Genomic DNA, 22775 nt, shown 5'->3' with positions numbered 1-22775 from the left:
CCTGCCGGTCATCGTCGCTCTCTCGACAGATTCTGTCGCTTTGTCGTCTTAAGCTGTCGCGCCTCTGTAAATTATCGCGTTTGAGCGGTAGACTCCTCGGCTTTCCGTAGAACCCCGTGGAGTGATGGCATGGCGGACGTAAACAAGGTCGTTCTGGCGTATTCCGGCGGCCTGGACACTTCGGTGATCCTCAAGTGGCTGCAGGATACTTATAACTGTGAAGTCGTGACCTTCACCGCTGACCTGGGTCAGGGCGAAGAGGTCGAGCCGGCTCGCGCCAAGGCGCAGGCCATGGGCGTCAAAGAAATCTACATCGACGACCTGCGCGAAGAATTCGTGCGTGACTTCGTGTTCCCGATGTTCCGCGCCAACACCGTTTACGAAGGCGAGTACCTGCTGGGTACTTCCATTGCGCGTCCGCTGATCGCCAAGCGTCTGATCGAAATCGCCAACGAAACCGGCGCCGACGCCATTTCCCACGGCGCAACCGGCAAGGGCAACGACCAGGTGCGTTTCGAACTGGGTGCCTACGCGCTCAAGCCAGGCGTGAAAGTGATCGCCCCTTGGCGCGAGTGGGACCTGCTGTCCCGCGAGAAACTGATGGACTACGCCGAGAAGCACGCGATCCCGATCGAGCGTCACGGCAAGAAGAAATCCCCGTACTCGATGGACGCCAACCTGCTGCACATCTCCTATGAAGGCGGCGTGCTGGAAGACACCTGGACCGAGCACGAAGAAGACATGTGGCGCTGGACCGTCTCCCCGGAGAAGGCTCCCGACACCCCGCAATACCTGGAACTGACCTACCGCAACGGCGACATCGTCGCGCTGGACGGCGTCGAAATGACTCCGGCCACCGTACTGGCGACCCTGAACAGGATCGGTGGCGAGCACGGCATCGGCCGTCTGGACATCGTCGAGAACCGTTATGTCGGCATGAAGTCCCGTGGCTGCTACGAAACCCCGGGCGGCACCATCATGCTGCGCGCTCACCGCGCCATCGAATCGATCACCCTGGACCGCGAAGTCGCTCACCTCAAAGACGAGCTGATGCCGAAGTACGCCAGCCTGATCTACACCGGTTACTGGTGGAGCCCTGAGCGTCTGATGCTGCAACAGATGATCGACGCTTCTCAGGTCAACGTGAACGGCGTTGTGCGCCTTAAGCTGTACAAGGGCAACGTGATCGTGACCGGCCGCAAGTCCGACGATTCGCTGTTCGACGCCAACATCGCGACCTTCGAAGAAGACGGCGGCGCCTACAACCAGGCCGACGCGGCGGGCTTCATCAAGCTCAACGCACTGCGCATGCGTATTGCTGCCAACAAGGGCCGCAAGTTGTTCTAAGTTCTTCGGGCCTGATGGAAAGAACGGCCTTGTCGTAGCGACAAGGCCGTTTTTTTTTGGAGCGGGGGCTCGTTTGACTTGATAGGTACCTGTCAGCGTTACTGTCATCATCGGCTGTACATCGTGCATTGCATGGATGTCTTCCTCCACGCTTTATCTCCTTTCATATCTTTCCCAATACAGATGTATTCAACGAATGAGTGTTGTAAACAATACAGAAGGTTGTTCCTTGTGTTCTTTTGAGTTTTTTTTCCAGATTGTCGATATGTTCTTTAAGTAAAATATCTGACACAGCGTCGGTTAAAAACAGAAACAGCCTCAGCGAATGCTTGTTTGGATGTGGGAACTTTTCCAGTAGCTCCGCTATTACCGAACTCGTGTGTATCTGTCGAATGTCAATGATGTACACCCTGTCCAACGGTTTTGGTAGTTTGACAGCGTGTAAATCGACATTCGGCTGAGTGGGTGCAACCTTGTTCGGAAGATTGATTTCTTCTTCGAAAGCCTTGAGAAAGTTCTTGTCGTTGTCGAAGTCGGATGGAGCATACAGAGAGCGATAGTTGAAGTTCAGGGTGATGAAGAACAGAAACAACAGGTAGAACGGAAAACTGATCAGGAACCAGACGTACAGCTCCCGTTCATTATTATTAAGAAATGGCAGTGATACGGCGGCGGAGGTTTCCGATATAAAAGCGAAGATGGCAATGACGGTAATGGGGTTGGGGATCTTCCTGTTGATTTTTAGCATGGTATTTACTCATGAATGGTCTTTCTCGTCGTCTTGATTGAGTGAGTGGTCGAGTTTCAAGTTGTCGGATAAACAGGATTCTCGGTGTTTGGTGTTTATATTAAATTCCAGGAGTGCGATATGTGTAAGGTGTTTCTGTTTTTTAATGTGTGGTCGCTGATCTTCGTTTCGGTGTTTAGCCTGTCATGAACGCTATCGAGAAGGGCGGGGTAGGAGCCGAACTTCCGGATGGGAGTTCATGTTTTTCTGTGAGTGAGTCTTTTCTGTAGGAATAATCTTTATTGGCTGTAGGAGGCGTCTCTCGGTGCTGGTGTAGAGGAACTTATCCATGCCATGGAGGAAATGACTGAGTTATTGTGCCGGTTCTAAAAATTCGAACAGCGAAACTGGACTTGCCCATGAATAAAGTGCTGATCGTGGATGATCACCCCGTCATTCGTCTTGCGGTACGTATGCTGATGGAACGTCATGGCTACGAAGTCATTGCAGAAACGGATAACGGCGTGGATGCATTACAACTTGCTCGTGACCAGATGCCGGATATCGTCATTCTGGATATCGGCATACCGAAACTGGATGGTCTGGAAGTCATTGCGCGTCTTACGACCATTGCAATGCCATTGAAGGTGCTGGTGCTGACGTCCCAGTCACCGGGACATTTTTCCATGCGCTGCATGCAGTCGGGGGCGGCGGGCTATGTCTGCAAGCAACAGGATCTGACGGAGTTGCTGAGTGCCATCAAGGCGGTACTGTCCGGATACAGCTATTTTCCGAATCAGGCGCTGCATACCGTGCGGACCAGCCTTGGAAACGCCAGCGAAGCGGACATGGTCGATCGCCTGTCCGGGAGGGAAATGATGGTGTTGCAGCAGTTGGCGCGCGGCAAGACCAACAAGGAAATTGCCGACGGAATGTTCCTCAGCAACAAGACCGTGAGTACCTACAAAACCCGGTTACTATTGAAGCTCAACGCGCGCTCGCTGGTGGATCTGATCGAACTGGCGCAGCGAAACGGTCTGGTCTGAGAGTTTCAGTGGCTGACGGATCATGGGCGGATCGGAATCAGCGTGTGACAGAAACAGAAAAGCCTCCGTTTCGGGAGGCTTTCAAATGTCAGAGATCAAAATCGTAATCGGCCAATTGCTTTTGCAGTCGGCGCTCCTCAAGCAGGTTGTCGATGGTTCGGCGTTTGCTCAAGTTGGTCTTGGCGACTTCAACCACAGGATCGGCATCATCGGCCTCCGTGGCGATAAAGTCGTCATCCGCTTCCAATTGCTCTTTGCTGGTGCTCATAAGGTCAACTCCAGGCTAAGACTGCCTTTGGCGCTCCTTATATCGATATTCCAGCAGATGGTAAAAAAGATTTTTTCAATCGATAAATCAATAAAACCAATAGTCGCTCAATCGTCAGAAGTTTTGTGCTTGTAATCGCACAGATCTTCAATCCGACAGCTGCCACAACGGGGTTTGCGTGCCAGACACACATAGCGTCCGTGAAGAATGAGCCAGTGGTGCGAGTCGAGCAGGTATTCTTTTGGCACAAACTTCATCAGCTTCTTTTCCACCTCGACCACATTTTTACCCGGTGCAATGCCGGTGCGGTTGCTGACCCGGAAGATGTGGGTGTCCACGGCCATGGTCAACTGGCGGAACGCGGTGTTGAGCACGACGTTGGCGGTCTTGCGGCCAACGCCGGGCAAGGCTTCCAGTTCTTCACGCGTCTGCGGGACTTCCCCGTTGTGTAATTCGACCAGCAGGCGGCAGGTCTCGATCACGTTTTTGGCCTTGCTGTTATAGAGGCCGATAGTCTTGATGTACTCGGACAACCCTTCGACGCCCAAGGCGTGAATGGCCGCCGGTGTGTTCGCCACCGGAAACAGCTTCGCCGTCGCCTTGTTCACCCCGACGTCCGTGGATTGCGCGGACAGAATCACCGCAATCAATAGTTCGAAGGGCGAGGAGTAGGCCAGTTCGGTCTTGGGCTCGGGGTTGTCCTCGTGAAGCCTGCGGAAAATCTCCAGACGTTTTGCGGCATTCATGGGTGATGCGTTTCCTCGGGTAAGGCGGCAGGGCGAGTCCAGGCCTGACGGGCGGCCAGTAACAATCCAAGCAATATGAAGGCGCCGGGAGCCAGCGTCGCGAAATGCAGGCCGTCGCCGAACAGAATCAAACCTTGCCAGTGTTCGGACAGATGATGGCCGATGCTGCCCTGACCGATCAGCTCACGCAACACTGCGAGCACAATCATCAGCGCGGTAAACAGGCCGCAAAGTTTTAGTCGATTACGGACAGGCCGGCGAAAAAATCCATTGTGTTCCAGCACGACGCACTGCAAGCCAATCAGCCCGGCATAAAGACTGATCAGTTGATGCCACTGCATCGCAACGCGTTGCAGAAAAATATCGGCGCAGCCGGCCAGAGTTGCGGCCAGTATCAGGCTGACCGGCAACAGGCTCTCGCTGCTCAGGCGCGAGCGCAGCGGTGTCATGCACAAACCGTAAACGCCCACGACAACCGCAAACATCAACAGAGTCGCCAGCGCACCCGCAACGGAGTCGGTGGCACCGATCAGCAGCACCAGCATCATTGAGTTCGACAGAGTCGCTGACGTATTCATGGAGCGCTCCCGAGCAGGGTCGTCCGGTGTTCATCGAAGTAACGCAGGGCATCGTGAATGGCATTGATCGCCGCGCGAGAGGTAATGGTTGCGCCCGCGATCTGGTCGAATTCTCCCTGATCCTTTTTCAGCGCCCATCCGGCGTCGGTCGGTTGGTTGCTCGATTTTCCGCTAAAAGTCTCAAGCCAGCCATTTGGCCAGTCGCCGATATGCCCACCCAGCGAAGGCGTTTCGTTTTGCTCGAGGGTTTTGACTCCGAGCAATCGGCCGTCGGCATCGATGGCAATCAGCAACTCGATATTGCCGGCATAACCTTGGGTCCGGCTGCGCAACAGTGCCGCCACGGGGTGGCCGCTTTTGGTCGCCCGATAACCGCCCAGCATCAGACTGTGGCTCAGGTTGATGTCGGTCAGCGTCAGAGGTTGTTCCAGCGGCTGATTGTCGTAAGCGTCGACCGGCAGCACGTCCAGCAATTTACGATTCTCGAACAGACGCTGTGCGGCGGCAATCTGCGGTGCGTTGCTGCGTTGCACCAGCCACGTCACGCCGATGCCCAGCGCGGTAATCAACGCTAGTGTGATCAGGCTGTTCGTTCGGTTCATGGTGTCACCTGCGCCTGACGGGCCATCGCGAAGCGCTCCAGCGCCGGCACGCACAGGTTCATCAACAGCACCGCAAACGCCACGCCGTCGGGGTAACCCCCCCAGGTGCGAATCACGTAAGTCAGCAACCCCACGCCGATGCCGAACAGCAGGCGGGCGAGCGGACTTTTTGCCCCCGAGACCGGTTCAGTGACAATAAAAAATGCCCCGAGCATGGTAGCGCCACTCAGCAGGTGAAACAGTGGCGAGCCGTGGGAGTCCGATCCCGAACCGTTCCAGCACAACAGGCTGATCACGAACAGGCTGGCGAGCATGCCGACCGGCGCGTGCCAGCCAAACACCCGGCGCTGCAACAAAAACAGCCCACCGGCGAGGAACGCCAGATTGATCCATTCAACGCCGTGCCCGCCAAAGCGACCGAATGCCGGATTACCGGCAAACAATTCGTTCATGGTCAGGCTTTTATTGATGCGCAGACTGTCCAGCGCGGTGGCCTGAACCCAGGCATCCGGTTGCGCGCCCAGACTGAACACCTGACCAAAAGCCGCCGTCAGATCCATGCCATGGGCCGGCCAATGGGTCATCGGCTGAGGAAACGTCACCATGGCCAGCGCGAAGCCGAGCATGGCCGGATTAAATGGATTTCGGCCAACACCACCGTAGAGATGTTTGCCCAGCAGCAGGCCCGAGGCGATCGCCGTAACCGTCAGCCACCACGGGCAATAAGGCGGCAGGGCAATCGCCAGCAGCGTGGCGCTGACCACCGCGCTGCCATCGGTCAAGGTGGCCTGCATGGGTTGCTGACGCAGGTGTGTCACGGCGGCTTCAACACCCATAGCCGTGACGACGGACAGGATCAGGTTGATCAGCACGCCCCAACCGTAAAACCAGAACAACGCCAGCCAACCCGGCAATGTCGCCAGCAAAACCAGCTTCATTGCCTGTTGCAGGCGCTCGTCTCTGGTTTCAATGGATGACATGGGCTTGTACCTGCCGCTCTGCTTCTTGCAGGCGGGCGCGGGCTTTTTCGAGGATGTCGGTGGGCGTGCCGTCGCGCCGTTGCAGTTTGTTAAGGTCGGCGCGAGCGTAGGCCAGTTCGGTTTTCAGCTGGCGCAACTGGTCGTCGATCGGACGTTTCTCGACACGCACAAGCTCCGGCGCCGGTTGATTGCTGGCGGCTTCGGCATTGTGCAGCGCCTGTTCGGCGTCACGCAGCGCTTGCTCCAGCGCGGCGATCTCGGCTGGCGGGGCCTCTGCGGTTTGCGCCTTCTTCAGCTCGGCGCGGCGCATCGCCAACTGGATTTTCGCTTTTTTCAGATCGGCGTCCTTTGCAGGGGCGGCTACGACTGGCGCAGGTGCCGCGCTTTTTTCCAGCTGCGCCAGTGCCTGTTCGGCCGCTTCGAACTGCTGTTGAAGGACGATCAACTGCGATTGCTGATCGTAGGTCGGCGGATGACCAAACGCCTTCAGCGACTTGTTCAATTGCGCTCGGCTCATGGCCACGTCGATCTTGGCTTTTTTCAGTGCAGCATCGGCGGTCGCGGCTTTTTGTGCGCGCACCCGTTCGAGCGCTGCTTGCACTGGATCGAGCGTGGTGGCGGCGACTTCGGCCTGTGCCGCGCGCTGCGCCCGGGCCTCACGTTCGGCTTGCTTCTGCTGTTCTTCGCGTTGCAGGCGAGCATTGCGCCGTTCAAAGCGCTGACGGGCGTGATCGCGTTTGGCCGCGCGGGCCTGCTGTTCTTCAAGGCTGATGGCCAGACCACCCACCACCGGCAGTGTGCCCAAAGGCAGCGGGTGCATCTCGATGCAATCGACCGGGCAGGGTGCCACGCACAGATCGCAACCGGTGCATTCGTCGATGATGACGGTGTGCATCAGTTTTGCCGCGCCGACGATGGCGTCGATCGGGCAGGCCTGGATGCACTTGGTGCAGCCGATGCATTCGGCCTCGCGGATGTAGGCCACTTGCGGCGGCGCCGAACCACGACTGATGTCCAGCTCCAGCACCGGGATTTTCAACAGTTCGGCCAGCGCCGCGATGGTTTCGTCGCCACCCGGCGGGCACTTGTTGATCGGCTCGCCGTCGGCGATGCCTTCAGCGTAGGGTTTGCATCCGGGATGGCCGCACTTGCCGCATTGGGTCTGCGGCAGCAGGGCATCGATGCGTTGAATCAGACTCATGTTTTGATCAGTCCACTGAATCCGAGAAAAGCCACGGCCATCAGTCCGGCGCCGATCAACAGGATCGGCAGGCCACGAAAGGGCAGGGGAATATCGTTGTCGGCCGTGCGCTCACGCAAATCGCTGAACAGGCTCAACACCAGCCAGAAACCCAGGCCGGCGCCAAGGCTCAGCGCAATTGCATGAAACAGGCCTTTGTCCGCTTGCGCGTTGATCAGTATCAGCCCCAGCACACCGGCATTGCCCAGCAGCAGCGGCCACAAACCATCGAATGGCAACGCCGGGAGCCAATGCGCCAACAGCTTCAGCAACGGCGTGATCAGCAAGATGCTCAACGGCATAAACACAAACAGGCGCAGGAATTCCAGTTGCAACGGCACCAGTAGCCAATGCCAGAGCACGTAACCCGCCACACCGACAAGCAGCATCAGACACAACGTTGCCAGCCCCAGCGCATGCACTTGTCGACGCTCACTGCCCAGCAGCGGAACGACGCCCAGCGGCCAGTGCAACACGAAGTTGTTGATCAGCGCAGCACTGAAGAGCGTAAGCACGAGTTCGGTCATGGTTCTGCCGGTGGCAACGGGCGTGTGTCATTTAAGGTTAGGCATTATCCGGCAGCCGTGGAGGGTGGGCCAGATATGAAAAATCCCACAGGCGCACGGAGCACGCCTGTGGGATCTGTCAGGGCAGAACCTTACTTGATGCGCTGACCCGGCTTGGCGCCGCTGTCCGGGCTCAGCAGGTAGATTTCTTCACCACCAGGGCCGGCTGCCATCACCATGCCTTCGGAGATGCCGAACTTCATTTTCCGTGGCTTGAGGTTGGCGATCATCATGGTCAGGCGACCGTCGAGCTTGGACGGATCCGGGTAGGCGCTCTTGATCCCCGAAAACACGTTGCGTTGCTCGTCACCGATGTCGAGGGTCAGACGCAGCAGCTTGTCCGCACCTTCAACGTGTTCGGCCTTGACGATCAGCGCCACGCGCAGGTCGACGGCGGCGAAGGTGTCGAAGTCGATTTCCGGCGACAGCGGATCCTTGGCCAGTTCGCCATTGCCGGCAGGTGCGGCGGCACCGGTGTCGGTCTGGCTGGCGGTCAGGTCTTCTTTCGAGGCGTCGGTCATGGCTTGCACTTTTACCGGGTCGATGCGGGTCATCAACGGCTTGAATTCGTTCAACTGGTGGTTGGCCAGCAGGGTGGTGTGGTCGTTCCAGGTCAGCGGGGCGACGTTGAGGAACGCCTCGGCATCGGCAGCCAACACTGGCAGCACCGGTTTGAGGAAGATCACCAGCTGGCGGAACAGGTTGATCGCCGTGGCGCAGACCGCCTGGACTTCATCCTGCTTGCCTTCCTGCTTGTTCAGCGACCATGGCGCCTTGTCGGCGATCCAGGCGTTGGCGCGGTCGGCCAACGCCATGGTTTCGCGCATGGCACGGGCGAAGTCGCGGGCCTCATAGGCGTCGGCGATGCTCGGCGCAGCGGCCAGGAAAGCTTCGGTCAGTTCCGGTGCGGCGTTGGTGTCCACCAGCAGACCGGCGTTGCCCTTCTGGATGAAACCGGCGCAACGGCTGGCGATGTTGACGACTTTGCCAACCAGGTCGGAGTTGACCTTCTGCACGAAGTCTTCGAGATTCAGGTCGAGGTCGTCCACGCCACGGCCGAGTTTGGCCGCGTAGTAGTAGCGCAGGTATTCCGGCGACAGGTGATCCAGGTAGGTACGGGCCTTGATGAAGGTGCCGCGGGACTTGGACATCTTCTGACCGTTGACGGTCAGGTAGCCGTGCACGTTGATTCCGGTCGGCTTGCGCAAACCCGCGCCTTCAAGCATCGCCGGCCAGAACAGGGCGTGGAAGTTGACGATGTCCTTGCCGATGAAGTGATACAGCTCGGCGGTGGAGTCCTTGCCCCAGAACGCGTCGAAGTCCAGCTCCGGCGTGCGGTTGCAGAGGTTCTTGAAGCTGGCCATGTAGCCGATCGGCGCGTCCAGCCACACGTAGAAGTACTTGCCCGGCTCGCCCGGGATCTCGAAACCGAAGTACGGCGCATCGCGGGAGATGTCCCACTGTTGCAGGCCGGCGTCCAGCCATTCGGCGATCTTGTTGGCCACGGCGTCCTGCAGGGTGCCGCTGCGGGTCCAGGCCTGCAGCATTTCCTGGAAGTCCGGCAGCTTGAAGAAGAAGTGCTGGGAATCCTTGAGCACCGGAGTGGCACCGGAGATCGCCGACTTCGGATCCTTCAGGTCGGTCGGCGCGTAGGTCGCACCGCATTTTTCGCAGTTGTCGCCGTACTGGTCTTCGGTGCCGCATTTCGGGCACGTGCCCTTGATGAAGCGGTCGGCCAGGAACATTTTCTTTTCCGGGTCGAAATACTGGGTGATCGAACGTTGGGCGATGTGCCCGGCGTCACGCAGCTTCAGGTAGATCTGGCTCGACAGCTCACGATTTTCTTCGGCGTGAGTGGAGTGGAAGTTGTCGAAGTCCACCAGGAACTCGGCAAAGTCGGCGCTGTGTTCGGCCTGGACGTTGGCGATCAGTTGTTCCGGGGTGATGCCTTCCTTTTCCGCGCGCAGCATGATCGCCGAACCGTGGGCGTCGTCGGCGCAGACATAAATGCACTGATTGCCGCGATGCTTCTGGAAGCGCACCCACATATCGGTCTGGATGTATTCCAGCATGTGGCCAAGGTGGATCGAACCGTTGGCGTAGGGCAGGGCGCTGGTGACGAGAATCTTGCGTGGTTCGGACATGTGGGGCTTCGCTACTTGATGAAACGGAGGTCGGCCACTATAAAGCGCCGGGAAAGATATTTCACCTCTGCAAATCGTTGCCGGACATGCCGTCCGGAGGACAGAAGGGGTAGGATACCCGCCATCTTTTCCCAGTCTTGTTATCGGAGTTGCCCATGAGTGCCGTCACTCGCGCAGCGGTGGAAGCCGTCCTCAGCCAATACACCGACCCTTACCTGAACCAGGATCCGGTCAGCGCCGGTTGCGTGCGCAACATCGAAATCACTGGCGATCGCGTCAGCGTGCAGCTGGAAATCGGTTATGCCGCGGGTCTGTTCAAGAGCGGCTGGGCGCAATTGCTGCAACTGGCCATCGAAAACCTCGACGGCGTGGTGACTGCCAGGGTCGAGGTCAACAGCGTGATCGCCGCGCACAAGGCCCAGGCGCAGATTCCGGGGCTGGCCAACGTCAAGAACGTGGTCGCCGTGGCCTCCGGCAAGGGCGGTGTGGGCAAATCCACCACCGCTGCCAACCTGGCGCTGGCGCTGGCTCGCGAAGGCGCGAAGGTCGGAATTCTCGACGCCGATATCTACGGCCCGAGCCAGGGCATCATGTTCGGCATCCCCGAGGGCACCCGTCCGCAGGTCAAGGATCAGAAATGGTTCGTGCCGCTGCAGGCCCATGGCGTGGAAGTGATGTCGATGGCGTTCCTGACCGACGACAACACACCGATGGTCTGGCGCGGGCCGATGGTCTCCGGCGCGCTGCTGCAACTGGTCACGCAAACCGCCTGGGGCGATCTGGATTACCTGGTGATCGACATGCCGCCCGGCACCGGCGACATCCAGCTGACCCTGGCGCAGAAAGTCCCGGTAGCTGGCGCCGTGATCGTCACCACACCGCAGGATCTGGCGCTGCTCGACGCGCGCAAGGGCGTGGAAATGTTCCGCAAGGTCAACATCCCGGTGCTGGGCGTGGTGGAAAACATGGCCGTGCACATCTGCTCGAACTGCGGTCATGCCGAGCATCTGTTCGGTGAGGGCGGTGGCGAGAAGCTGGCGACCCAGTTCGGCGTCGAGCTGCTGGCTTCGTTGCCGCTGTCGATGCTGATCCGCGAACAGGCCGATGGCGGCAAACCGACGGTGATTTCCGAGCCGGACAGCCAGATCGCCATGGTTTACCAGGAACTGGCTCGCCATGTCGGCGCGCGGATCGTATTGCAGGAAGCAGCCTCGCCGGCGATGCCGAACATCACCATCAGCGACGATTGATGCCTGCGGTTTAAACAAAAACGCCCCGGTGCCTGTGCACCGGGGCGTTTTTCATTGCGCGGCAGGGGTCAGATACGCAACCCGCCGTCCATCTCCAGAATCCGGCCGGTGTAGTAGTCGTTCTCGAAGATGTACGCCGCCGAATGGGCTATCTCTTCCGGCTTGCCCATGCGCTTGAGCGGAATGCCCGAGGTCATTTTTTCCAGCGCTTCAGGCTTCATGCCCAGGGTCATCTCGGTTTCGATGAAGCCCGGCGCGATACCGGCCACGCGAATGCCGTAGCGCGCCAGTTCCTTGGCCCAGGTCACGGTCGCTGCAGCGACGCCGGCCTTGGCGGCGGAGTAGTTGGTCTGGCCGACGTTGCCCGCGCGGGAGATCGACGAGATGTTGATGATCGCGCCGCTGTTCTTCAGCTCGACCATTTTCGCCGCCACTTCACGGGTGCAGAGGAACACGCCGGTCAGGTTGACGTCGATCACCGCCTGCCATTGGGCCAGGCTCATCTTGGTCATTTCGCCGTCCTTGACCTTGAGCAGCAGGCCGTCGCGCAGGATCCCGGCGTTGTTGATCAGGCCGTGGATCGCGCCGAAGTCTTCGGCGACCTGAGCGACCATGTGCGTCACCTGCTCTTCGTTGGCGACGTTGCACAGATAGCTGCGTGCCTCGACACCCTTGGCCTTGCAGGCCGCGACGGCGTCATCGAGTTTTTCCTGGTTCAGGTCGACCAGCGCCAGCTTCGCGCCCTTGCCCGCGAAATACTCGGCCATCGAGCGGCCCAAGCCTTGGCAACCGCCAGTGATAATGATTACTTTGTCGTTGAGTTGCATTCGCATGCCCCCGAGAGCAGGTCAGAGTGGTCCTTATAGGTAGCCTCTCGATCTGCACCGGCCTGGGGCCTGTTGCACATGAGAACTGCCCGATGGCGTGTGGAACAAATTCCATGCGCCTGTCCGTTTTTTCGACGGATTCTATTTAAGGAGTCATAAATTGAGCGTTGAAGCGGCTAAGAATGCCCGAGAATTGCTTCTCAAGGAATACCGTGGCGTGCTGTCGACCCACTCCAGATCGATGCCCGGTTTTCCATTCGGCTCCGTGGTTCCCTACTGCCTGGACGAGCAGGGCCGGCCGCTGATCCTGATCAGCCGTATCGCCCAGCACACCCACAACCTGCAGAAAGATCCGAAATGTTCGCTGCTGGTGGGTGAGCGCGAGGCCGACGATGTGCAAGCCGTTGGTCGCCTGACCTATCTGGCCGAGGCGGAAAAACTCGAAGACGCGGCCGCCATCGAAGCTGCCGCCGAGCGCTACTACCGTTATTTCCCCGATTCGCAGAATTACCACAAGGCCCACGATTTCGATTTCTGGGTGCTCAAACCGGTGCGTCATCGCTACATCGGCGGTTTTGGCGCGATCCATTGGGTCGATCACCTGACCCTGGCCAACCCGTTCGCCGGCAAGGCCGAAGTCAGCATGGTCGAGCACATGAACAGCGACCACGCCAAGGCCATTGCGCATTACGTCGACCTCGCCGGCCTGCCGAAAACCGTCCCGGCGCAACTGGCCGGGATCGACACCGAAGGCATGCACTTGCGCATCGGTCAGGCGCTGTACTGGCTGCCGTTTCAAGCGCCTTGTCATACGCCGATACAAGTGCGCGAGGCCTTGGTTTCTCTGGCTCACGCCGAGGTCTGGCCAAAAAATGCGGTGGCCGACGCTTGAATTCACGAAAGGGCGACGTCATCTAAGGCTTACTGCAAGGCATTTCTTGCGTTGAGGAAACTTTGATGCGCCCTTTTTTGTTGCTCTTTCTGCTGTTCCCGGTGTTGGAGCTGTTCGTATTCGTCAAAGTGGCAGGATCGATCGGATTTTTCCCGGCCCTGCTGCTGATCATTCTCGGCTCGATGTTCGGCGTGTTCGTGCTGCGCGTCGCCGGGCTGGCCACCGCACTGCGTGCCCGTGAAAGCCTGAACCGCGGCGAGCTGCCTGCGCAAACCATGCTCGAAGGCCTGATGCTGGCCCTGGCCGGCGGCCTGCTGATCCTGCCGGGCTTCATCAGCGACGTGGTCGGTCTGGTGCTGTTGTTGCCGTTCAGTCGTCGACTGGTCGCCAACAAAATGCGTCAGCGCGCCGAAGAACAGGCCATGCGCCAGCGAGCGTTCGCCGATGACCTGCAACCTCGCGGCGGTCCTGCGCCGCGCCAGCCTCTGGGACGCGAAGGTGATGTGATCGAAGGCGAATTCGAACACCGCGACACCAAGTAACTTCTGCATCGACACGGCACCTTCGGGTGCCGTGTTCGTTTGTGGAGCTAATTCATGCAGCTTGCGTGAAAATTTTTTAGCCCCCGCCCTTGTAATAAGCTTATGCGCCCTTATGTATCGGTCACCGAAAGGTTTCCGGTATTTGAACCGGACAGACTTCCGCGGTTCGCTCGACGAGCCGCAACCGGCGCAGGCCGGATTCGTTAAACCCGCCGGGACTACACCGGCCGATGAAAACCACAATTAGGAGAGATCGACAATGAAGCTTCGTCCTCTGCATGACCGCGTCGTCATCCGTCGCAGCGAAGAAGAAAAGAAAACCGCTGGCGGTATCGTCCTGCCAGGTTCGGCTGCTGAAAAAGCCAACCACGGTGAGATTCTGGCTGTAGGCCCGGGCAAGGCACTGGAAAGCGGTGAAGTGCGCGCACTGTCCGTGAAGGTAGGCGACAAGGTTGTGTTCGGTCCGTACTCCGGCAGCAACACTGTGAAAGTCGACGGCGAAGACCTGCTGGTAATGAGCGAGAACGAAATCCTCGCCGTTATCGAAGGCTGATTACCCCCGTTCATTTTCCCGCTACTACAAAGTATTTAAGGAATATCGATCATGGCTGCTAAAGAAGTTAAATTCGGCGATTCCGCCCGCAAGAAAATGCTGGTTGGCGTAAACGTCCTGGCTGACGCGGTAAAAGCGACCCTGGGCCCGAAAGGCCGTAACGTGATCCTCGAGAAGAGCTTCGGCGCTCCGACCATCACCAAGGACGGCGTTTCCGTTGCCAAGGAAATCGAGCTGGAAGACCGTTTCGAAAACATGGGCGCGCAGCTGGTCAAAGACGTTGCCTCCCGTGCCAACGATGACGCTGGTGACGGTACTACCACCGCTACCGTTCTGGCTCAGTCGATCGTCAACGAAGGCCTGAAAGCCGTCGCTGCCGGCATGAACCCGATGGACCTGAAGCGCGGTATCGACAAAGCGACCATCGCTGTCGTTGCCGAGCTGAAAAAACTGTCCGCACCATGCACCGACACTAAAGCGATCGCTCAGGTTGGCACCATCTCCGCCAACTCCGACAACTCCATCGGCGACATCATTGCCGAAGCCATGGAAAAAGTCGGTAAAGAAGGCGTGATCACCGTTGAAGAAGGCTCGGGCCTGGAAAACGAACTGTCGGTTGTAGAAGGCATGCAGTTCGACCGTGGCTACCTGTCCCCATACTTCGTCAACAAGCCGGACACCATGGTCGCCGAGCTGGAAGGCGCGCTGATCCTGCTGGTCGACAAGAAGATCTCGAACATCCGCGAAATGCTGCCAGTACTGGAAGCCGTTGCCAAAGCCGGCCGTCCACTGCTGATCGTTGCCGAAGACGTTGAAGGCGAAGCCCTGGCGACTCTGGTAGTGAACAACATGCGTGGCATCGTTAAAGTCGCAGCCGTCAAGGCTCCAGGCTTCGGCGACCGTCGCAAGGCCATGCTGCAGGACATCGCCGTTCTGACCGGTGGTACCGTTATCTCCGAAGAGATCGGCCTGAGCCTGGAAAGCACCACCCTGGAACACCTGGGTAGCGCCAAGCGCGTGACCCTGTCCAAGGAAAACACCATCATCGTTGACGGTGCTGGCAATGACGGCGACATCCAGGCGCGTATCGCTCAGATCCGTGCCCAGGTTGCCGAGACTTCCTCGGACTACGACCGTGAAAAACTGCAAGAGCGTCTGGCCAAGCTGTCCGGCGGCGTTGCAGTGATCAAGGTTGGCGCCGGTTCCGAAGTTGAAATGAAAGAGAAGAAAGCCCGCGTTGAAGACGCCCTGCACGCAACCCGCGCAGCCGTTGAAGAAGGCGTGGTACCTGGCGGTGGCGTTGCGCTGATCCGCGCTCTGAACGCGATCATCAACCTCAAAGGCGACAACGCCGACCAGGACGTAGGTATCGCTGTTCTGCGTCGTGCCGTTGAAGCACCGCTGCGTCAGATCGCTGCCAACAGCGGCGACGAGCCAAGCGTTGTGGTCAACGAAGTCAAGAACGGCAAAGGTAACTTCGGTTACAACGCTGCGACTGGCGAATACGGCGACATGATCGAAATGGGCATCCTGGACCCAACCAAGGTAACCCGTTCCGCTCTGCAAGCTGCATCGTCGATCGGCGGTCTGATCCTGACCACCGAAGCTGCTGTTGCTGACGCACCGAAGAAAGACGGTGCTGCTGGCGGCGGTATGCCAGACATGGGCGGCATGGGTGGCATGGGCGGCATGATGTAAGCCAGCCTTACCCAGTAACGAAAAACCCCGTCTGCGTGAGCAGACGGGGTTTTTTATTGCCCGCGTTTCAGAGTTTCATGCATTGACCGGACGGGCCTGTGTCGCTGTTTCACCCTTTACTGCCGGACGATACAGAATCCAGTAATACGACCCCAGACAGATCAGCCAGCAGAAGATCGCCGTCCACACGTTGTGGGAAAAGAAGTGCGCGCCCTGCATCATCCGGCTGATCGAGAACACCGACCCCAGTGCAAAGGCAAAGATGAACGCCTGACGGGCCAGCCGCGGGCGACGGTCACGCAGCACGAAGAACAGCGCAAACAAGGTAAAACCTGTAGCCGCATGACCACCCGGCCAGCAACGACCGGGCTTGTCGGTAGGCGGGCGATGCTCCAGCAGTTTGCTGTAGGTTTCGTGGCCGCCGAACTGTTCGAGGCTCCATGGGCATTGCACTGCCGTCACCGCTTTCACCGGCGTGACAAACGAGGTGGCCAGCCCCAGCGACAGCACCAGGCAGCCCAGCTCACGCTTGAACGGTTTGAGCCGCTCGATGAAAAACGCACCGATGAACCCGAGGATGGCAAACACCGAAAAGGCGATCACCACTTGTTTGGCGCGGTCGTGGAGGATGTTTTCCAGGAAGTAACTGTGGCGGCCGATGAAGTCGCCGGCAGCCGGGTCATAGAAAAGCCGGGCCAGATCCATGTCCAGATCGGTCAGCTCCAACAGAACCAGAATGACGGCCGCCACGACGGGAATCCCCAGGCACAACCAGAAATTCAGCGGGCGAGGGGCAGGGCGTACAACGCTTGATGACATGACATATCCAGAGCGGGAAACGCCCCGGGGCATCAGCCCGGGGCGCTTCAATTAACGTTCGCTGACTTGCTCGGCGCCCTCCTTGGGCGCTTTCCAGCCAAGCAGCTGTTGCTTGAAGCCATAACTGGCGGTTTGGTAATAGGTGATGGCGCGGCTGATCAGCGGGTCGTCGCTGGCGGCTTTGGACTCGCGGCTTTCGGTCAGTGCATCGTCATGCCGACGCAGGCCCTGGCGCGGGCTGAGGATCGCCAGATCCTTGCCGTCGAACAGTCCCAGATGTTGATAGTTGCCGACCACGACCCGGGGTGGCAGCGGGTTGTCCTGCAGCAGGTTGCGACCGAAGAACGTCGATTGGTAATCCAGGTTCAGCAACCCCAGCAGGGTTGGCGCTAGATCGATCTGGCTGGCCAGTTGCGCGTTTTCCCGTGGCTCGATCAACTTCGGTGCATAGATGAACAGCGGGATCTGGTAGTTGCTGATCGGCAAGTCTTCCTTGCCCGCGCTGCCGGCGGTGTGGTCGGCGACGAAGATGAAGATCGTATTGTCGAACCACGGTTTCTGCCGCGCCTGCTCCAGGAACTGGCCGATGGCGTAGTCGGTGTATTTCACCGCGCCGTCGCGACCGTTGCCGGACTTGATGTCGATCCGGTTGTCCGGATAGGTATAAGGACGGTGGTTGGACGTGGTCATCAGCTGCAACAGGAATGGCTGCTGTCTGGCGTGATCGGCATCGGCCAGTTTCAGCGTCTGCTTGTACAGATCCTCGTCGGCCATGCCCCAGGCATTCTTGAAATGAATTTCCGATTCGTCGACGCTGCTCTGATCGACGACGCGGTAGCCGTTGCCGCTGAAGAACGCGTTCATGTTGTCGAAATAACCGCGCCCGCCGTAGACGAACACGCTGTCGTAGCCGACGGCGCTGAGTTGCTGGCCGAGGCTGGCGAAGCCGCTTTCGCGGCCGATGCGCTTGACGATCGAACGGCCGGGCGTCGGCGGAATGGCCAGGGTGATGGCTTCCAGGCCGCGATCGGTGCGGGTGCCGGTGGCGTAGAAATTGTTGAAGTACAGACTCTGCTTGCGCAAGGCATCCAGATTCGGTGTCAGGTTGCGTTCATCGCCATTGCTGCCCAGGTACTTGGCACTCAGGCTTTCGATGGTAACCAGCACGATGTTCGGTTTACGCACAGTGCCCGGGTTGTCGATCAACCGGCGGATGTCCTGTGGATCCTGACCGATGAAGCGCGCGTTGGGTTCGCTCAATTCAGCGCGAATCTGGCCGGCGACTTTTTCCGGCGACAGACTGCTGTAGAACTGGCCATAGTCCAGTTCATTGTTACGGAACGCGGCGAAAAACTGATACGGGCCATTGCTCGCCAGTTCATTCTGATAGGCATTGCCGCCCTGAGCGCGCGGCGCGTCCTGACTGAGCAGTTGCAGGCTCAGTCCCGCGACCACCAACAGACCGAGGGCATTGAGCAGGCGACCGCGCAGTGGCGGCAGCGGGGCGTCCAGCGCCGCGTTGAAAGGTTTGCGCAACGCGAAACTCAATGCGACGGCGAGCAGCGCAAGGATGCTCAGCAACATGCCGATGGGATACGACTCCAGCACGTTGTTCAGGACTTCATCGGAATACACCAGATAGTCGACGGCGATGAAATTGAAGCGCACGCCGAACTCGTCCCAGAACAGCCATTCGGCCACGGAGGTGAACAGCATGGCGAACAGACTGACCGTCAACAGTCCCTGAAGGAACCAGCGATGACCGCGCCGGCGCCACAAGGCCGGCGGACACAGCAGTAAATACAGGCCCATCGGCAGCGCGGCATAGGCGAGAAAGCCCAGGTCATACAGCAAGCCGATGCCGAACATGGAAAGCGCGACGCCGCCGGCCTCGTCCAGATGAGTCAGCAACAGCACGGTTCGGGTCAGGAGAAACACCACCAGCCAGGCGCCGGTGACCAGCAGCAAAAAGCGCACAGGCGCCGTCTTGAGGAAGTCCATTGTCTAAATTCCTTATATCTAATGGCGCGAGAGTCTCGCGTTGTCACTGTAGTCAGGTTGTGAACCGATAGTGAAAAACTTGTTAAGGGATGAATTTGGTTGAAAGACTCGATTTGTGGGGCTTGCCGCCCTAGCCCTGAGCCGGCGATGGTCGTAAGCTGCGCGGGCCAAGACGGCCGCTACCGTGTACGGAGGAGGTGCCCATGCGAATTCTATTGGTCGAAGACAACCGCGATATCCTGGCCAATCTGGCCGATTACCTGGGGCTCAAAGGCTACACCGTCGATTGCGCCCAGGACGGTCTGTCGGGCCTGCATCTGGCCGCCACCGAGCATTACGACCTGATCGTGCTCGACATCATGCTGCCGGGCATCGACGGCTACACCCTGTGCAAGCGCTTGCGCGAAGACGCCCGTCGCGATACGCCGGTGATCATGCTCACCGCCCGCGATCAGCTCGACGATCGCCTGCAGGGCTTCAAGTCCGGGGCCGACGATTATCTGGTCAAGCCGTTCGCGCTGTCGGAACTGGCGGCGCGGGTCGAAGCGGTGATGCGTCGCACCCAGGGCGGCGGTCGCCGGGCCCTGCAGGTCGGCGATCTGAGCTACGACCTCGATACCCTAGAAGTGACCCGCGAAGGCAAATTGCTCAAGCTCAACCCGGTCGGCCTCAAGCTGCTGGCAGTGCTGATGCAAAAGAGCCCGCATGTCCTGCGTCGGGAAATTCTCGAAGAAGCGCTGTGGGGCGATGACTGCCCGGACAGCGACAGCCTGCGCAGCCATGTCCACCAGTTGCGCCAGGTGATCGACAAACCGTTCGCCAAGCCATTGCTGCACACCGTGCACGGCGTGGGATACCGCTTGGCCGAGGGCCGCGATGGAGTTTAAGCAAAGCCTTGCCCAGCGGATCATCATCGCCTTTGCGTTGATGAGTGCGCTGGTGGCCGGGGCGTTTGCCATGGGCATCGTCGCGACCGTGCATCTGGTCGAGGAAAAACTGATTTCCGCCGGGCTCGGCGGCGACCTGCAACGACTGCTGTTGATGGACAATGTTTCGGACTGGAGCCACCGGCCGGAACCGGATCAGTTGTTCTACTTCAGCGGCGGGCCGGGCGACTTCGAGCTGCCCAAGGACCTGCGTCACCTGGATTCAGGTTTCCATGAAGTCTTTCGCGAGCAGCTGTCGTACCACGCGATGGTCGAGGTGGTCGACGGTCGCCGCTATGTGCTGCTGCAGGATCAAAGCGATTTCGAGGAGCGCGAGCGTGTGCTGTTCGCCGTGGTGCTGGTGGGCTTTGTGCTCAGTCTGGCACTGGCGGTGTTCCTTGGCTGGGTGCTGGCGCGCAAGGTGATGGCCCCGGTGGTGCGGCTGGCCCGCCAGGTACGTCATCGCGATCAGTTGCTCGGACTGGCGCCTCCGCTGGCGCCGGATTATGCGGCAGACGAGGTGGGTGAACTGGCGGTGGCATTCGACGCTACGCTCGGGCGCCTGCGTCAGGCGCTGACGCGGGAGCGTTTGTTCACCAGTGACGTCAGCCACGAATTGCGTACACCGCTGATGGTATTGGCCAGCTCCTGTGAACTGCTGCTGGAAAATCCAGGTATCGATCAGCGCGGCAAGGCTCAGGTTCAGCGCATTGCGCGGGCCAGTGAGGAAATGCGTGAACTGGTGCAGACCTTCCTGATGCTCGCCCGTGCCCAGCGTGAGGACGCAGGCGCGGCACCCCAGCATAACCTCTCGCAAGTGGCTGAGAGTTTGCTGTGCCTGTGGCGCGAGCCCATCGAAGCCAAGGGCTTGCAGCTGATTTTCGAGCCGGGCAATCCGCCCGACACCCGTTACAACGCGACGCTGCTCAATGCCGTGATGGGCAATTTGCTGCGCAACGCCTTGCATTACACCGAGCAGGGGTTCATTCGCCTGACGCTCAACGAGAATGGTTTCGTGGTCGAGGATTCGGGTGTAGGCATTCCCGAAGAAAAACGCGAAGCCATGTTCCAGCCGTTTGTACGTGGCAACGAAAAACGCGGCGAAGGGCTGGGGTTGGGTCTGTCATTGGTTCAACGCATCTGCGAGAACCAGGGCTGGAGCGTCACCCTGAGCACGATGGAGCCCAATGGCTGTCGTTTCAAGGTCGATCTGGGCAAGCGCTGAGAGCATTGAATCTCACACGAGAGTGCCGCCAACCTGTCTAATTCCTGTATAACCTTGAAATAGTTTGCCGATTTACATGACGTTTTTTTCACAAAGGGATGACCTGACGCTGACACGTCACTGCTTAAGGTGGCGTCATCAGTAATTCAGGAGTCCTGGTGATGGCCGGCCCGATCAAACTCGATTTTTCCGAAAAGTACGACGACAACCATGCGCAGAAATACTTGCGCAAGCATCAGGACGGTCTGGGTCGTCGTTTGTCCAACTGGCGGGATCAGCAGTTGGCCCGCAAGGCGTTGACCCTTGTCGGCGAGCCGGGACTGGTGCTCGACCTGCCATGCGGTGCAGGGCGTTTCTGGCCATTGCTGGCGGAAAAGCCCAACCGGGTGATCATCGGAGCGGATAACTCCGAGTCGATGATCAAGACCGCCATGCAGGCACAACCGGCGGATGTGGTGAAACGGGTACAACCCTTGCACACGTCTGCGTTCGACATTGCCTTGCCTGATAACGCCGTCGACAGCATTTTCTGCATGCGACTGCTGCATCACATCGGCGAAGCCGAGCACCGTCGGGCGATTTTGCGCGAATTCGAGCGTGTCACCCGCGACAGCGTGATCATTTCGCTGTGGGTAGACGGCAATTTCAAGGCCTGGAAACGCAAGCGCGCCGAACGCAAGCGTGGGCAGGAGGGTTACCAGAACCGGTTTGTGTTACCGGCCGCAACAGTTGAAAAGGAATTCGAGGAAGCAGGATTCCGGATCCAGGAACAACTGGACTTTATTCCGCTCTATGCCATGTGGCGAGTCTACGTATTACGCAAGAGGTAAGAGGATGGCAGTGCAATTTGCAGCAGAAACGGAAGTCGCTCCCGAGGATCGCTTCGACTACTACTGGAACCAGCGCGGTGAGTGGGTGGAAGAACCCAACGTGCGTCGTGGTGGCGAAAGTGGTGTGCAGCGGGTGGTGGGGCGCGATGGTCAACTGCTGTATGCCAAACGCCAGACCGGACATATTTATCGCAGTTGGCTGCATCCGTTCGGGCGACCGACCGTGTTGCGTGAACTGGATGCGCTGACCGGGGTTTCCCGTCTCGGGGTCCGGGTGCCAGAAATCGTCTTTTGCGGTGCTCAACCCGATCCTCAGCACAAGTGGCGGGCGCTGTTGGTGACCAAATCCCTCGATGGCTTTCAGGAGCTTGAGCAATGGGTGGCCGCCGGCGGTCGTGAGCAATATGGCGAAGCCGTCTATGAACGCGTGCTCAAGGACCTCGCCGAAAACCTGGCTCGCATGCACAAAGGTCGCTGGCAGCACAGTTGCATCTACATCAAGCACGTCTTTGTCAGCGTGACCGGCGAAGGTGAATCGGCCAAGGTCGAAGTCGCTCTGATCGATCTGGAAAAATGCCGTCAGCGTCTGACCGCTCATCGCGCGGCCGCCCATGACATGAAGCAATTACGCCGCCACTCGTCGTTCAGCGCTACCGACTGGAAAAAACTCGTCTACTTTTATGAGACGGCGTTTGGCAGCGCTATCAAAGGTTTATAGCGATGAAACTAGAAATTGCACGAGGTTTGTTTCTGGTAGGAGCCTTGGCAGTTGCATCATTGGCGGTGGCGGCCTGGGAACAGCCACGCATGCAGGTCATTGGCGCATCAGCCAGCGACCCGCATTGCCCGATGCCACGGGTGGCAAAAGCCGCCGTGGCGACTCAGCCGGACCATGATCTGTTGCTGTTCATGTTCGGACTTTCTCAAGGGATGAGGCCGCAGAGTTGAATCGTTCGACAAGAGCCAAA

At 58.9% G+C, this 22775-nt stretch carries 24 protein-coding genes; 12 read left to right on the top strand and 12 right to left on the bottom strand.

Annotation, left to right across the window (positions count from 1 at the left end; all coding sequences use genetic code 11):
- The first annotated feature begins 129 nt into the window (after window positions 1-129).
- A complete protein-coding gene (locus JKA62_RS03420; protein ID WP_011335737.1) occupies window positions 130-1347 on the top strand; it encodes an argininosuccinate synthase in 1218 nt (405 codons plus the stop codon).
- Window positions 1348-1510: 163 nt separating this feature from the next.
- Here JKA62_RS03420 and JKA62_RS03415 read toward each other — a convergent pair whose 3' ends face one another.
- Window positions 1511-2095, bottom strand: coding sequence for a hypothetical protein (locus JKA62_RS03415; protein ID WP_011335736.1), 585 nt, complete (start codon window positions 2093-2095; stop codon window positions 1511-1513).
- 398 nt (window positions 2096-2493) lie between these two features.
- Here JKA62_RS03415 and JKA62_RS03410 point away from each other — a divergent pair, with 398 nt between their 5' ends.
- Complete coding sequence (locus JKA62_RS03410) at window positions 2494-3120, top strand: response regulator transcription factor (RefSeq protein WP_011335735.1); 627 nt, start codon at window positions 2494-2496, stop codon at window positions 3118-3120.
- A gap of 88 nt (window positions 3121-3208) precedes the next feature.
- Here JKA62_RS03410 and JKA62_RS03405 read toward each other — a convergent pair whose 3' ends face one another.
- From JKA62_RS03405 to metG, 8 genes are all read right to left on the bottom strand, one after another.
- Complete coding sequence (locus JKA62_RS03405; RefSeq protein WP_011335734.1) at window positions 3209-3388, bottom strand: PA3496 family putative envelope integrity protein; 180 nt, start codon at window positions 3386-3388, stop codon at window positions 3209-3211.
- A 107-nt stretch (window positions 3389-3495) separates the two neighbouring features.
- Window positions 3496-4134 (bottom strand): endonuclease III, encoded by a 639-nt coding sequence (gene nth, locus JKA62_RS03400; protein WP_007953205.1) that lies wholly within the window; start codon window positions 4132-4134, stop codon window positions 3496-3498.
- Window positions 4131-4712 (bottom strand): Rnf-Nqr domain containing protein, encoded by a 582-nt coding sequence (locus JKA62_RS03395; protein ID WP_011335733.1) that lies wholly within the window; start codon window positions 4710-4712, stop codon window positions 4131-4133. Before JKA62_RS03395 ends, nth begins: the two co-directional genes overlap by 4 nt.
- Entirely contained in the window at window positions 4709-5314 is a 606-nt protein-coding gene (locus JKA62_RS03390; RefSeq protein WP_201816382.1) for an RnfABCDGE type electron transport complex subunit G, read from the bottom strand. Before JKA62_RS03390 ends, JKA62_RS03395 begins: the two co-directional genes overlap by 4 nt.
- Window positions 5311-6294, bottom strand: a complete 984-nt coding sequence (locus JKA62_RS03385) for an RnfABCDGE type electron transport complex subunit D (RefSeq protein ID WP_011335731.1) — start codon at window positions 6292-6294, stop codon at window positions 5311-5313. Before JKA62_RS03385 ends, JKA62_RS03390 begins: the two co-directional genes overlap by 4 nt.
- A complete protein-coding gene (rsxB, locus tag JKA62_RS03380) occupies window positions 6281-7495 on the bottom strand; it encodes an electron transport complex subunit RsxB (protein WP_011335730.1) in 1215 nt (404 codons plus the stop codon). Before rsxB ends, JKA62_RS03385 begins: the two co-directional genes overlap by 14 nt.
- Entirely contained in the window at window positions 7492-8061 is a 570-nt protein-coding gene (locus JKA62_RS03375; RefSeq protein ID WP_011335729.1) for an electron transport complex protein RnfA, read from the bottom strand. The genes rsxB and JKA62_RS03375 overlap by 4 nt, the downstream gene beginning before the upstream one ends.
- Window positions 8062-8192: 131 nt before the next feature.
- A complete protein-coding gene (gene metG, locus JKA62_RS03370) occupies window positions 8193-10244 on the bottom strand; it encodes a methionine--tRNA ligase (protein WP_039765864.1) in 2052 nt (683 codons plus the stop codon).
- A gap of 155 nt (window positions 10245-10399) precedes the next feature.
- On the opposite strand from metG, the gene apbC reads away from it, so the two are divergent.
- Window positions 10400-11494, top strand: coding sequence for an iron-sulfur cluster carrier protein ApbC (gene apbC, locus JKA62_RS03365; RefSeq protein WP_011335727.1), 1095 nt, complete (start codon window positions 10400-10402; stop codon window positions 11492-11494).
- 68 nt (window positions 11495-11562) lie between these two features.
- Here apbC and JKA62_RS03360 read toward each other — a convergent pair whose 3' ends face one another.
- The gene (locus JKA62_RS03360; protein ID WP_011335726.1) at window positions 11563-12321 is read right to left on the bottom strand and encodes an SDR family oxidoreductase; all 759 of its coding nucleotides are present in this window, start codon (window positions 12319-12321) and stop codon (window positions 11563-11565) included.
- Between the two features lie 160 nt (window positions 12322-12481).
- Here JKA62_RS03360 and JKA62_RS03355 point away from each other — a divergent pair, with 160 nt between their 5' ends.
- The 4 genes from JKA62_RS03355 (at window position 12482) to groL (ending at window position 16006) form a co-directional block, all read left to right on the top strand.
- Window positions 12482-13213 carry a HugZ family pyridoxamine 5'-phosphate oxidase gene (locus tag JKA62_RS03355; RefSeq protein ID WP_201816371.1) on the top strand — a complete coding sequence of 244 codons (732 nt, stop codon included), beginning with the start codon at window positions 12482-12484 and terminating at the stop codon, window positions 13211-13213.
- 65 nt (window positions 13214-13278) lie between these two features.
- Entirely contained in the window at window positions 13279-13755 is a 477-nt protein-coding gene (locus JKA62_RS03350) for an FxsA family protein (RefSeq protein ID WP_007953217.1), read from the top strand.
- A 259-nt stretch (window positions 13756-14014) separates the two neighbouring features.
- Complete coding sequence (locus JKA62_RS03345; protein WP_011335724.1) at window positions 14015-14308, top strand: co-chaperone GroES; 294 nt, start codon at window positions 14015-14017, stop codon at window positions 14306-14308.
- Between the two features lie 51 nt (window positions 14309-14359).
- Complete coding sequence (gene groL, locus JKA62_RS03340; protein ID WP_011335723.1) at window positions 14360-16006, top strand: chaperonin GroEL; 1647 nt, start codon at window positions 14360-14362, stop codon at window positions 16004-16006.
- A gap of 75 nt (window positions 16007-16081) precedes the next feature.
- Here groL and JKA62_RS03335 read toward each other — a convergent pair whose 3' ends face one another.
- Both JKA62_RS03335 and JKA62_RS03330 read right to left on the bottom strand, forming a co-directional pair.
- The gene (locus tag JKA62_RS03335) at window positions 16082-16825 is read right to left on the bottom strand and encodes a phosphatase PAP2 family protein (protein WP_201816368.1); all 744 of its coding nucleotides are present in this window, start codon (window positions 16823-16825) and stop codon (window positions 16082-16084) included.
- 51 nt (window positions 16826-16876) lie between these two features.
- Window positions 16877-18826, bottom strand: coding sequence for an LTA synthase family protein (locus JKA62_RS03330; RefSeq protein ID WP_201816355.1), 1950 nt, complete (start codon window positions 18824-18826; stop codon window positions 16877-16879).
- Between the two features lie 203 nt (window positions 18827-19029).
- Between JKA62_RS03330 and colR the strand changes: the two genes are divergently transcribed.
- The 5 genes from colR (at window position 19030) to JKA62_RS03305 (ending at window position 22755) form a co-directional block, all read left to right on the top strand.
- The gene (colR, locus tag JKA62_RS03325) at window positions 19030-19713 is read left to right on the top strand and encodes a two-component system response regulator ColR (RefSeq protein WP_007953224.1); all 684 of its coding nucleotides are present in this window, start codon (window positions 19030-19032) and stop codon (window positions 19711-19713) included.
- Window positions 19703-20977: a sensor histidine kinase gene (locus JKA62_RS03320; RefSeq protein ID WP_011335720.1), complete on the top strand. Its 1275-nt coding sequence runs from the start codon at window positions 19703-19705 to the stop codon at window positions 20975-20977. The genes colR and JKA62_RS03320 overlap by 11 nt, the downstream gene beginning before the upstream one ends.
- Before the next feature lie 161 nt (window positions 20978-21138).
- A complete protein-coding gene (locus JKA62_RS03315) occupies window positions 21139-21807 on the top strand; it encodes a class I SAM-dependent methyltransferase (RefSeq protein ID WP_011335719.1) in 669 nt (222 codons plus the stop codon).
- Between the two features lie 4 nt (window positions 21808-21811).
- Window positions 21812-22525 carry a lipopolysaccharide kinase InaA family protein gene (locus tag JKA62_RS03310; RefSeq protein WP_201816343.1) on the top strand — a complete coding sequence of 238 codons (714 nt, stop codon included), beginning with the start codon at window positions 21812-21814 and terminating at the stop codon, window positions 22523-22525.
- A gap of 2 nt (window positions 22526-22527) precedes the next feature.
- The gene (locus JKA62_RS03305; RefSeq protein WP_011335717.1) at window positions 22528-22755 is read left to right on the top strand and encodes a hypothetical protein; all 228 of its coding nucleotides are present in this window, start codon (window positions 22528-22530) and stop codon (window positions 22753-22755) included.
- Window positions 22756-22775 lie beyond the last annotated feature (20 nt).

It is taken from the genome of Pseudomonas sp. B7, assembly GCF_016735645.1.
GTDB lineage: Bacteria > Pseudomonadota > Gammaproteobacteria > Pseudomonadales > Pseudomonadaceae > Aquipseudomonas > Aquipseudomonas glycinae.
This window is presented reverse-complemented; position numbering and strand designations above follow the sequence as displayed.

Excerpts from the sequence above, each read along its gene's own strand:
- JKA62_RS03420 (WP_011335737.1), top strand. The coding sequence starts at position 130 with ATGGCGGACGTAAACAAGGTCGTTCTGGCGTATTCCGGCGGCCTGGAC.
- JKA62_RS03415 (WP_011335736.1), bottom strand. The coding sequence starts at position 2,095 with ATGCTAAAAATCAACAGGAAGATCCCCAACCCCATTACCGTCATTGCC.
- JKA62_RS03410 (WP_011335735.1), top strand. The coding sequence starts at position 2,494 with ATGAATAAAGTGCTGATCGTGGATGATCACCCCGTCATTCGTCTTGCG.
- JKA62_RS03405 (WP_011335734.1), bottom strand. The coding sequence starts at position 3,388 with ATGAGCACCAGCAAAGAGCAATTGGAAGCGGATGACGACTTTATCGCC.
- nth (WP_007953205.1), bottom strand. The coding sequence starts at position 4,134 with ATGAATGCCGCAAAACGTCTGGAGATTTTCCGCAGGCTTCACGAGGAC.
- JKA62_RS03395 (WP_011335733.1), bottom strand. The coding sequence starts at position 4,712 with ATGAATACGTCAGCGACTCTGTCGAACTCAATGATGCTGGTGCTGCTG.
- JKA62_RS03390 (WP_201816382.1), bottom strand. The coding sequence starts at position 5,314 with ATGAACCGAACGAACAGCCTGATCACACTAGCGTTGATTACCGCGCTG.
- JKA62_RS03385 (WP_011335731.1), bottom strand. The coding sequence starts at position 6,294 with ATGTCATCCATTGAAACCAGAGACGAGCGCCTGCAACAGGCAATGAAG.
- rsxB (WP_011335730.1), bottom strand. The coding sequence starts at position 7,495 with ATGAGTCTGATTCAACGCATCGATGCCCTGCTGCCGCAGACCCAATGC.
- JKA62_RS03375 (WP_011335729.1), bottom strand. The coding sequence starts at position 8,061 with ATGACCGAACTCGTGCTTACGCTCTTCAGTGCTGCGCTGATCAACAAC.
- metG (WP_039765864.1), bottom strand. The coding sequence starts at position 10,244 with ATGTCCGAACCACGCAAGATTCTCGTCACCAGCGCCCTGCCCTACGCC.
- apbC (WP_011335727.1), top strand. The coding sequence starts at position 10,400 with ATGAGTGCCGTCACTCGCGCAGCGGTGGAAGCCGTCCTCAGCCAATAC.
- JKA62_RS03360 (WP_011335726.1), bottom strand. The coding sequence starts at position 12,321 with ATGCAACTCAACGACAAAGTAATCATTATCACTGGCGGTTGCCAAGGC.
- JKA62_RS03350 (WP_007953217.1), top strand. The coding sequence starts at position 13,279 with ATGCGCCCTTTTTTGTTGCTCTTTCTGCTGTTCCCGGTGTTGGAGCTG.
- JKA62_RS03345 (WP_011335724.1), top strand. The coding sequence starts at position 14,015 with ATGAAGCTTCGTCCTCTGCATGACCGCGTCGTCATCCGTCGCAGCGAA.
- groL (WP_011335723.1), top strand. The coding sequence starts at position 14,360 with ATGGCTGCTAAAGAAGTTAAATTCGGCGATTCCGCCCGCAAGAAAATG.
- JKA62_RS03335 (WP_201816368.1), bottom strand. The coding sequence starts at position 16,825 with ATGTCATCAAGCGTTGTACGCCCTGCCCCTCGCCCGCTGAATTTCTGG.
- JKA62_RS03330 (WP_201816355.1), bottom strand. The coding sequence starts at position 18,826 with ATGGACTTCCTCAAGACGGCGCCTGTGCGCTTTTTGCTGCTGGTCACC.
- colR (WP_007953224.1), top strand. The coding sequence starts at position 19,030 with ATGCGAATTCTATTGGTCGAAGACAACCGCGATATCCTGGCCAATCTG.
- JKA62_RS03320 (WP_011335720.1), top strand. The coding sequence starts at position 19,703 with ATGGAGTTTAAGCAAAGCCTTGCCCAGCGGATCATCATCGCCTTTGCG.
- JKA62_RS03315 (WP_011335719.1), top strand. The coding sequence starts at position 21,139 with ATGGCCGGCCCGATCAAACTCGATTTTTCCGAAAAGTACGACGACAAC.
- JKA62_RS03310 (WP_201816343.1), top strand. The coding sequence starts at position 21,812 with ATGGCAGTGCAATTTGCAGCAGAAACGGAAGTCGCTCCCGAGGATCGC.
- JKA62_RS03305 (WP_011335717.1), top strand. The coding sequence starts at position 22,528 with ATGAAACTAGAAATTGCACGAGGTTTGTTTCTGGTAGGAGCCTTGGCA.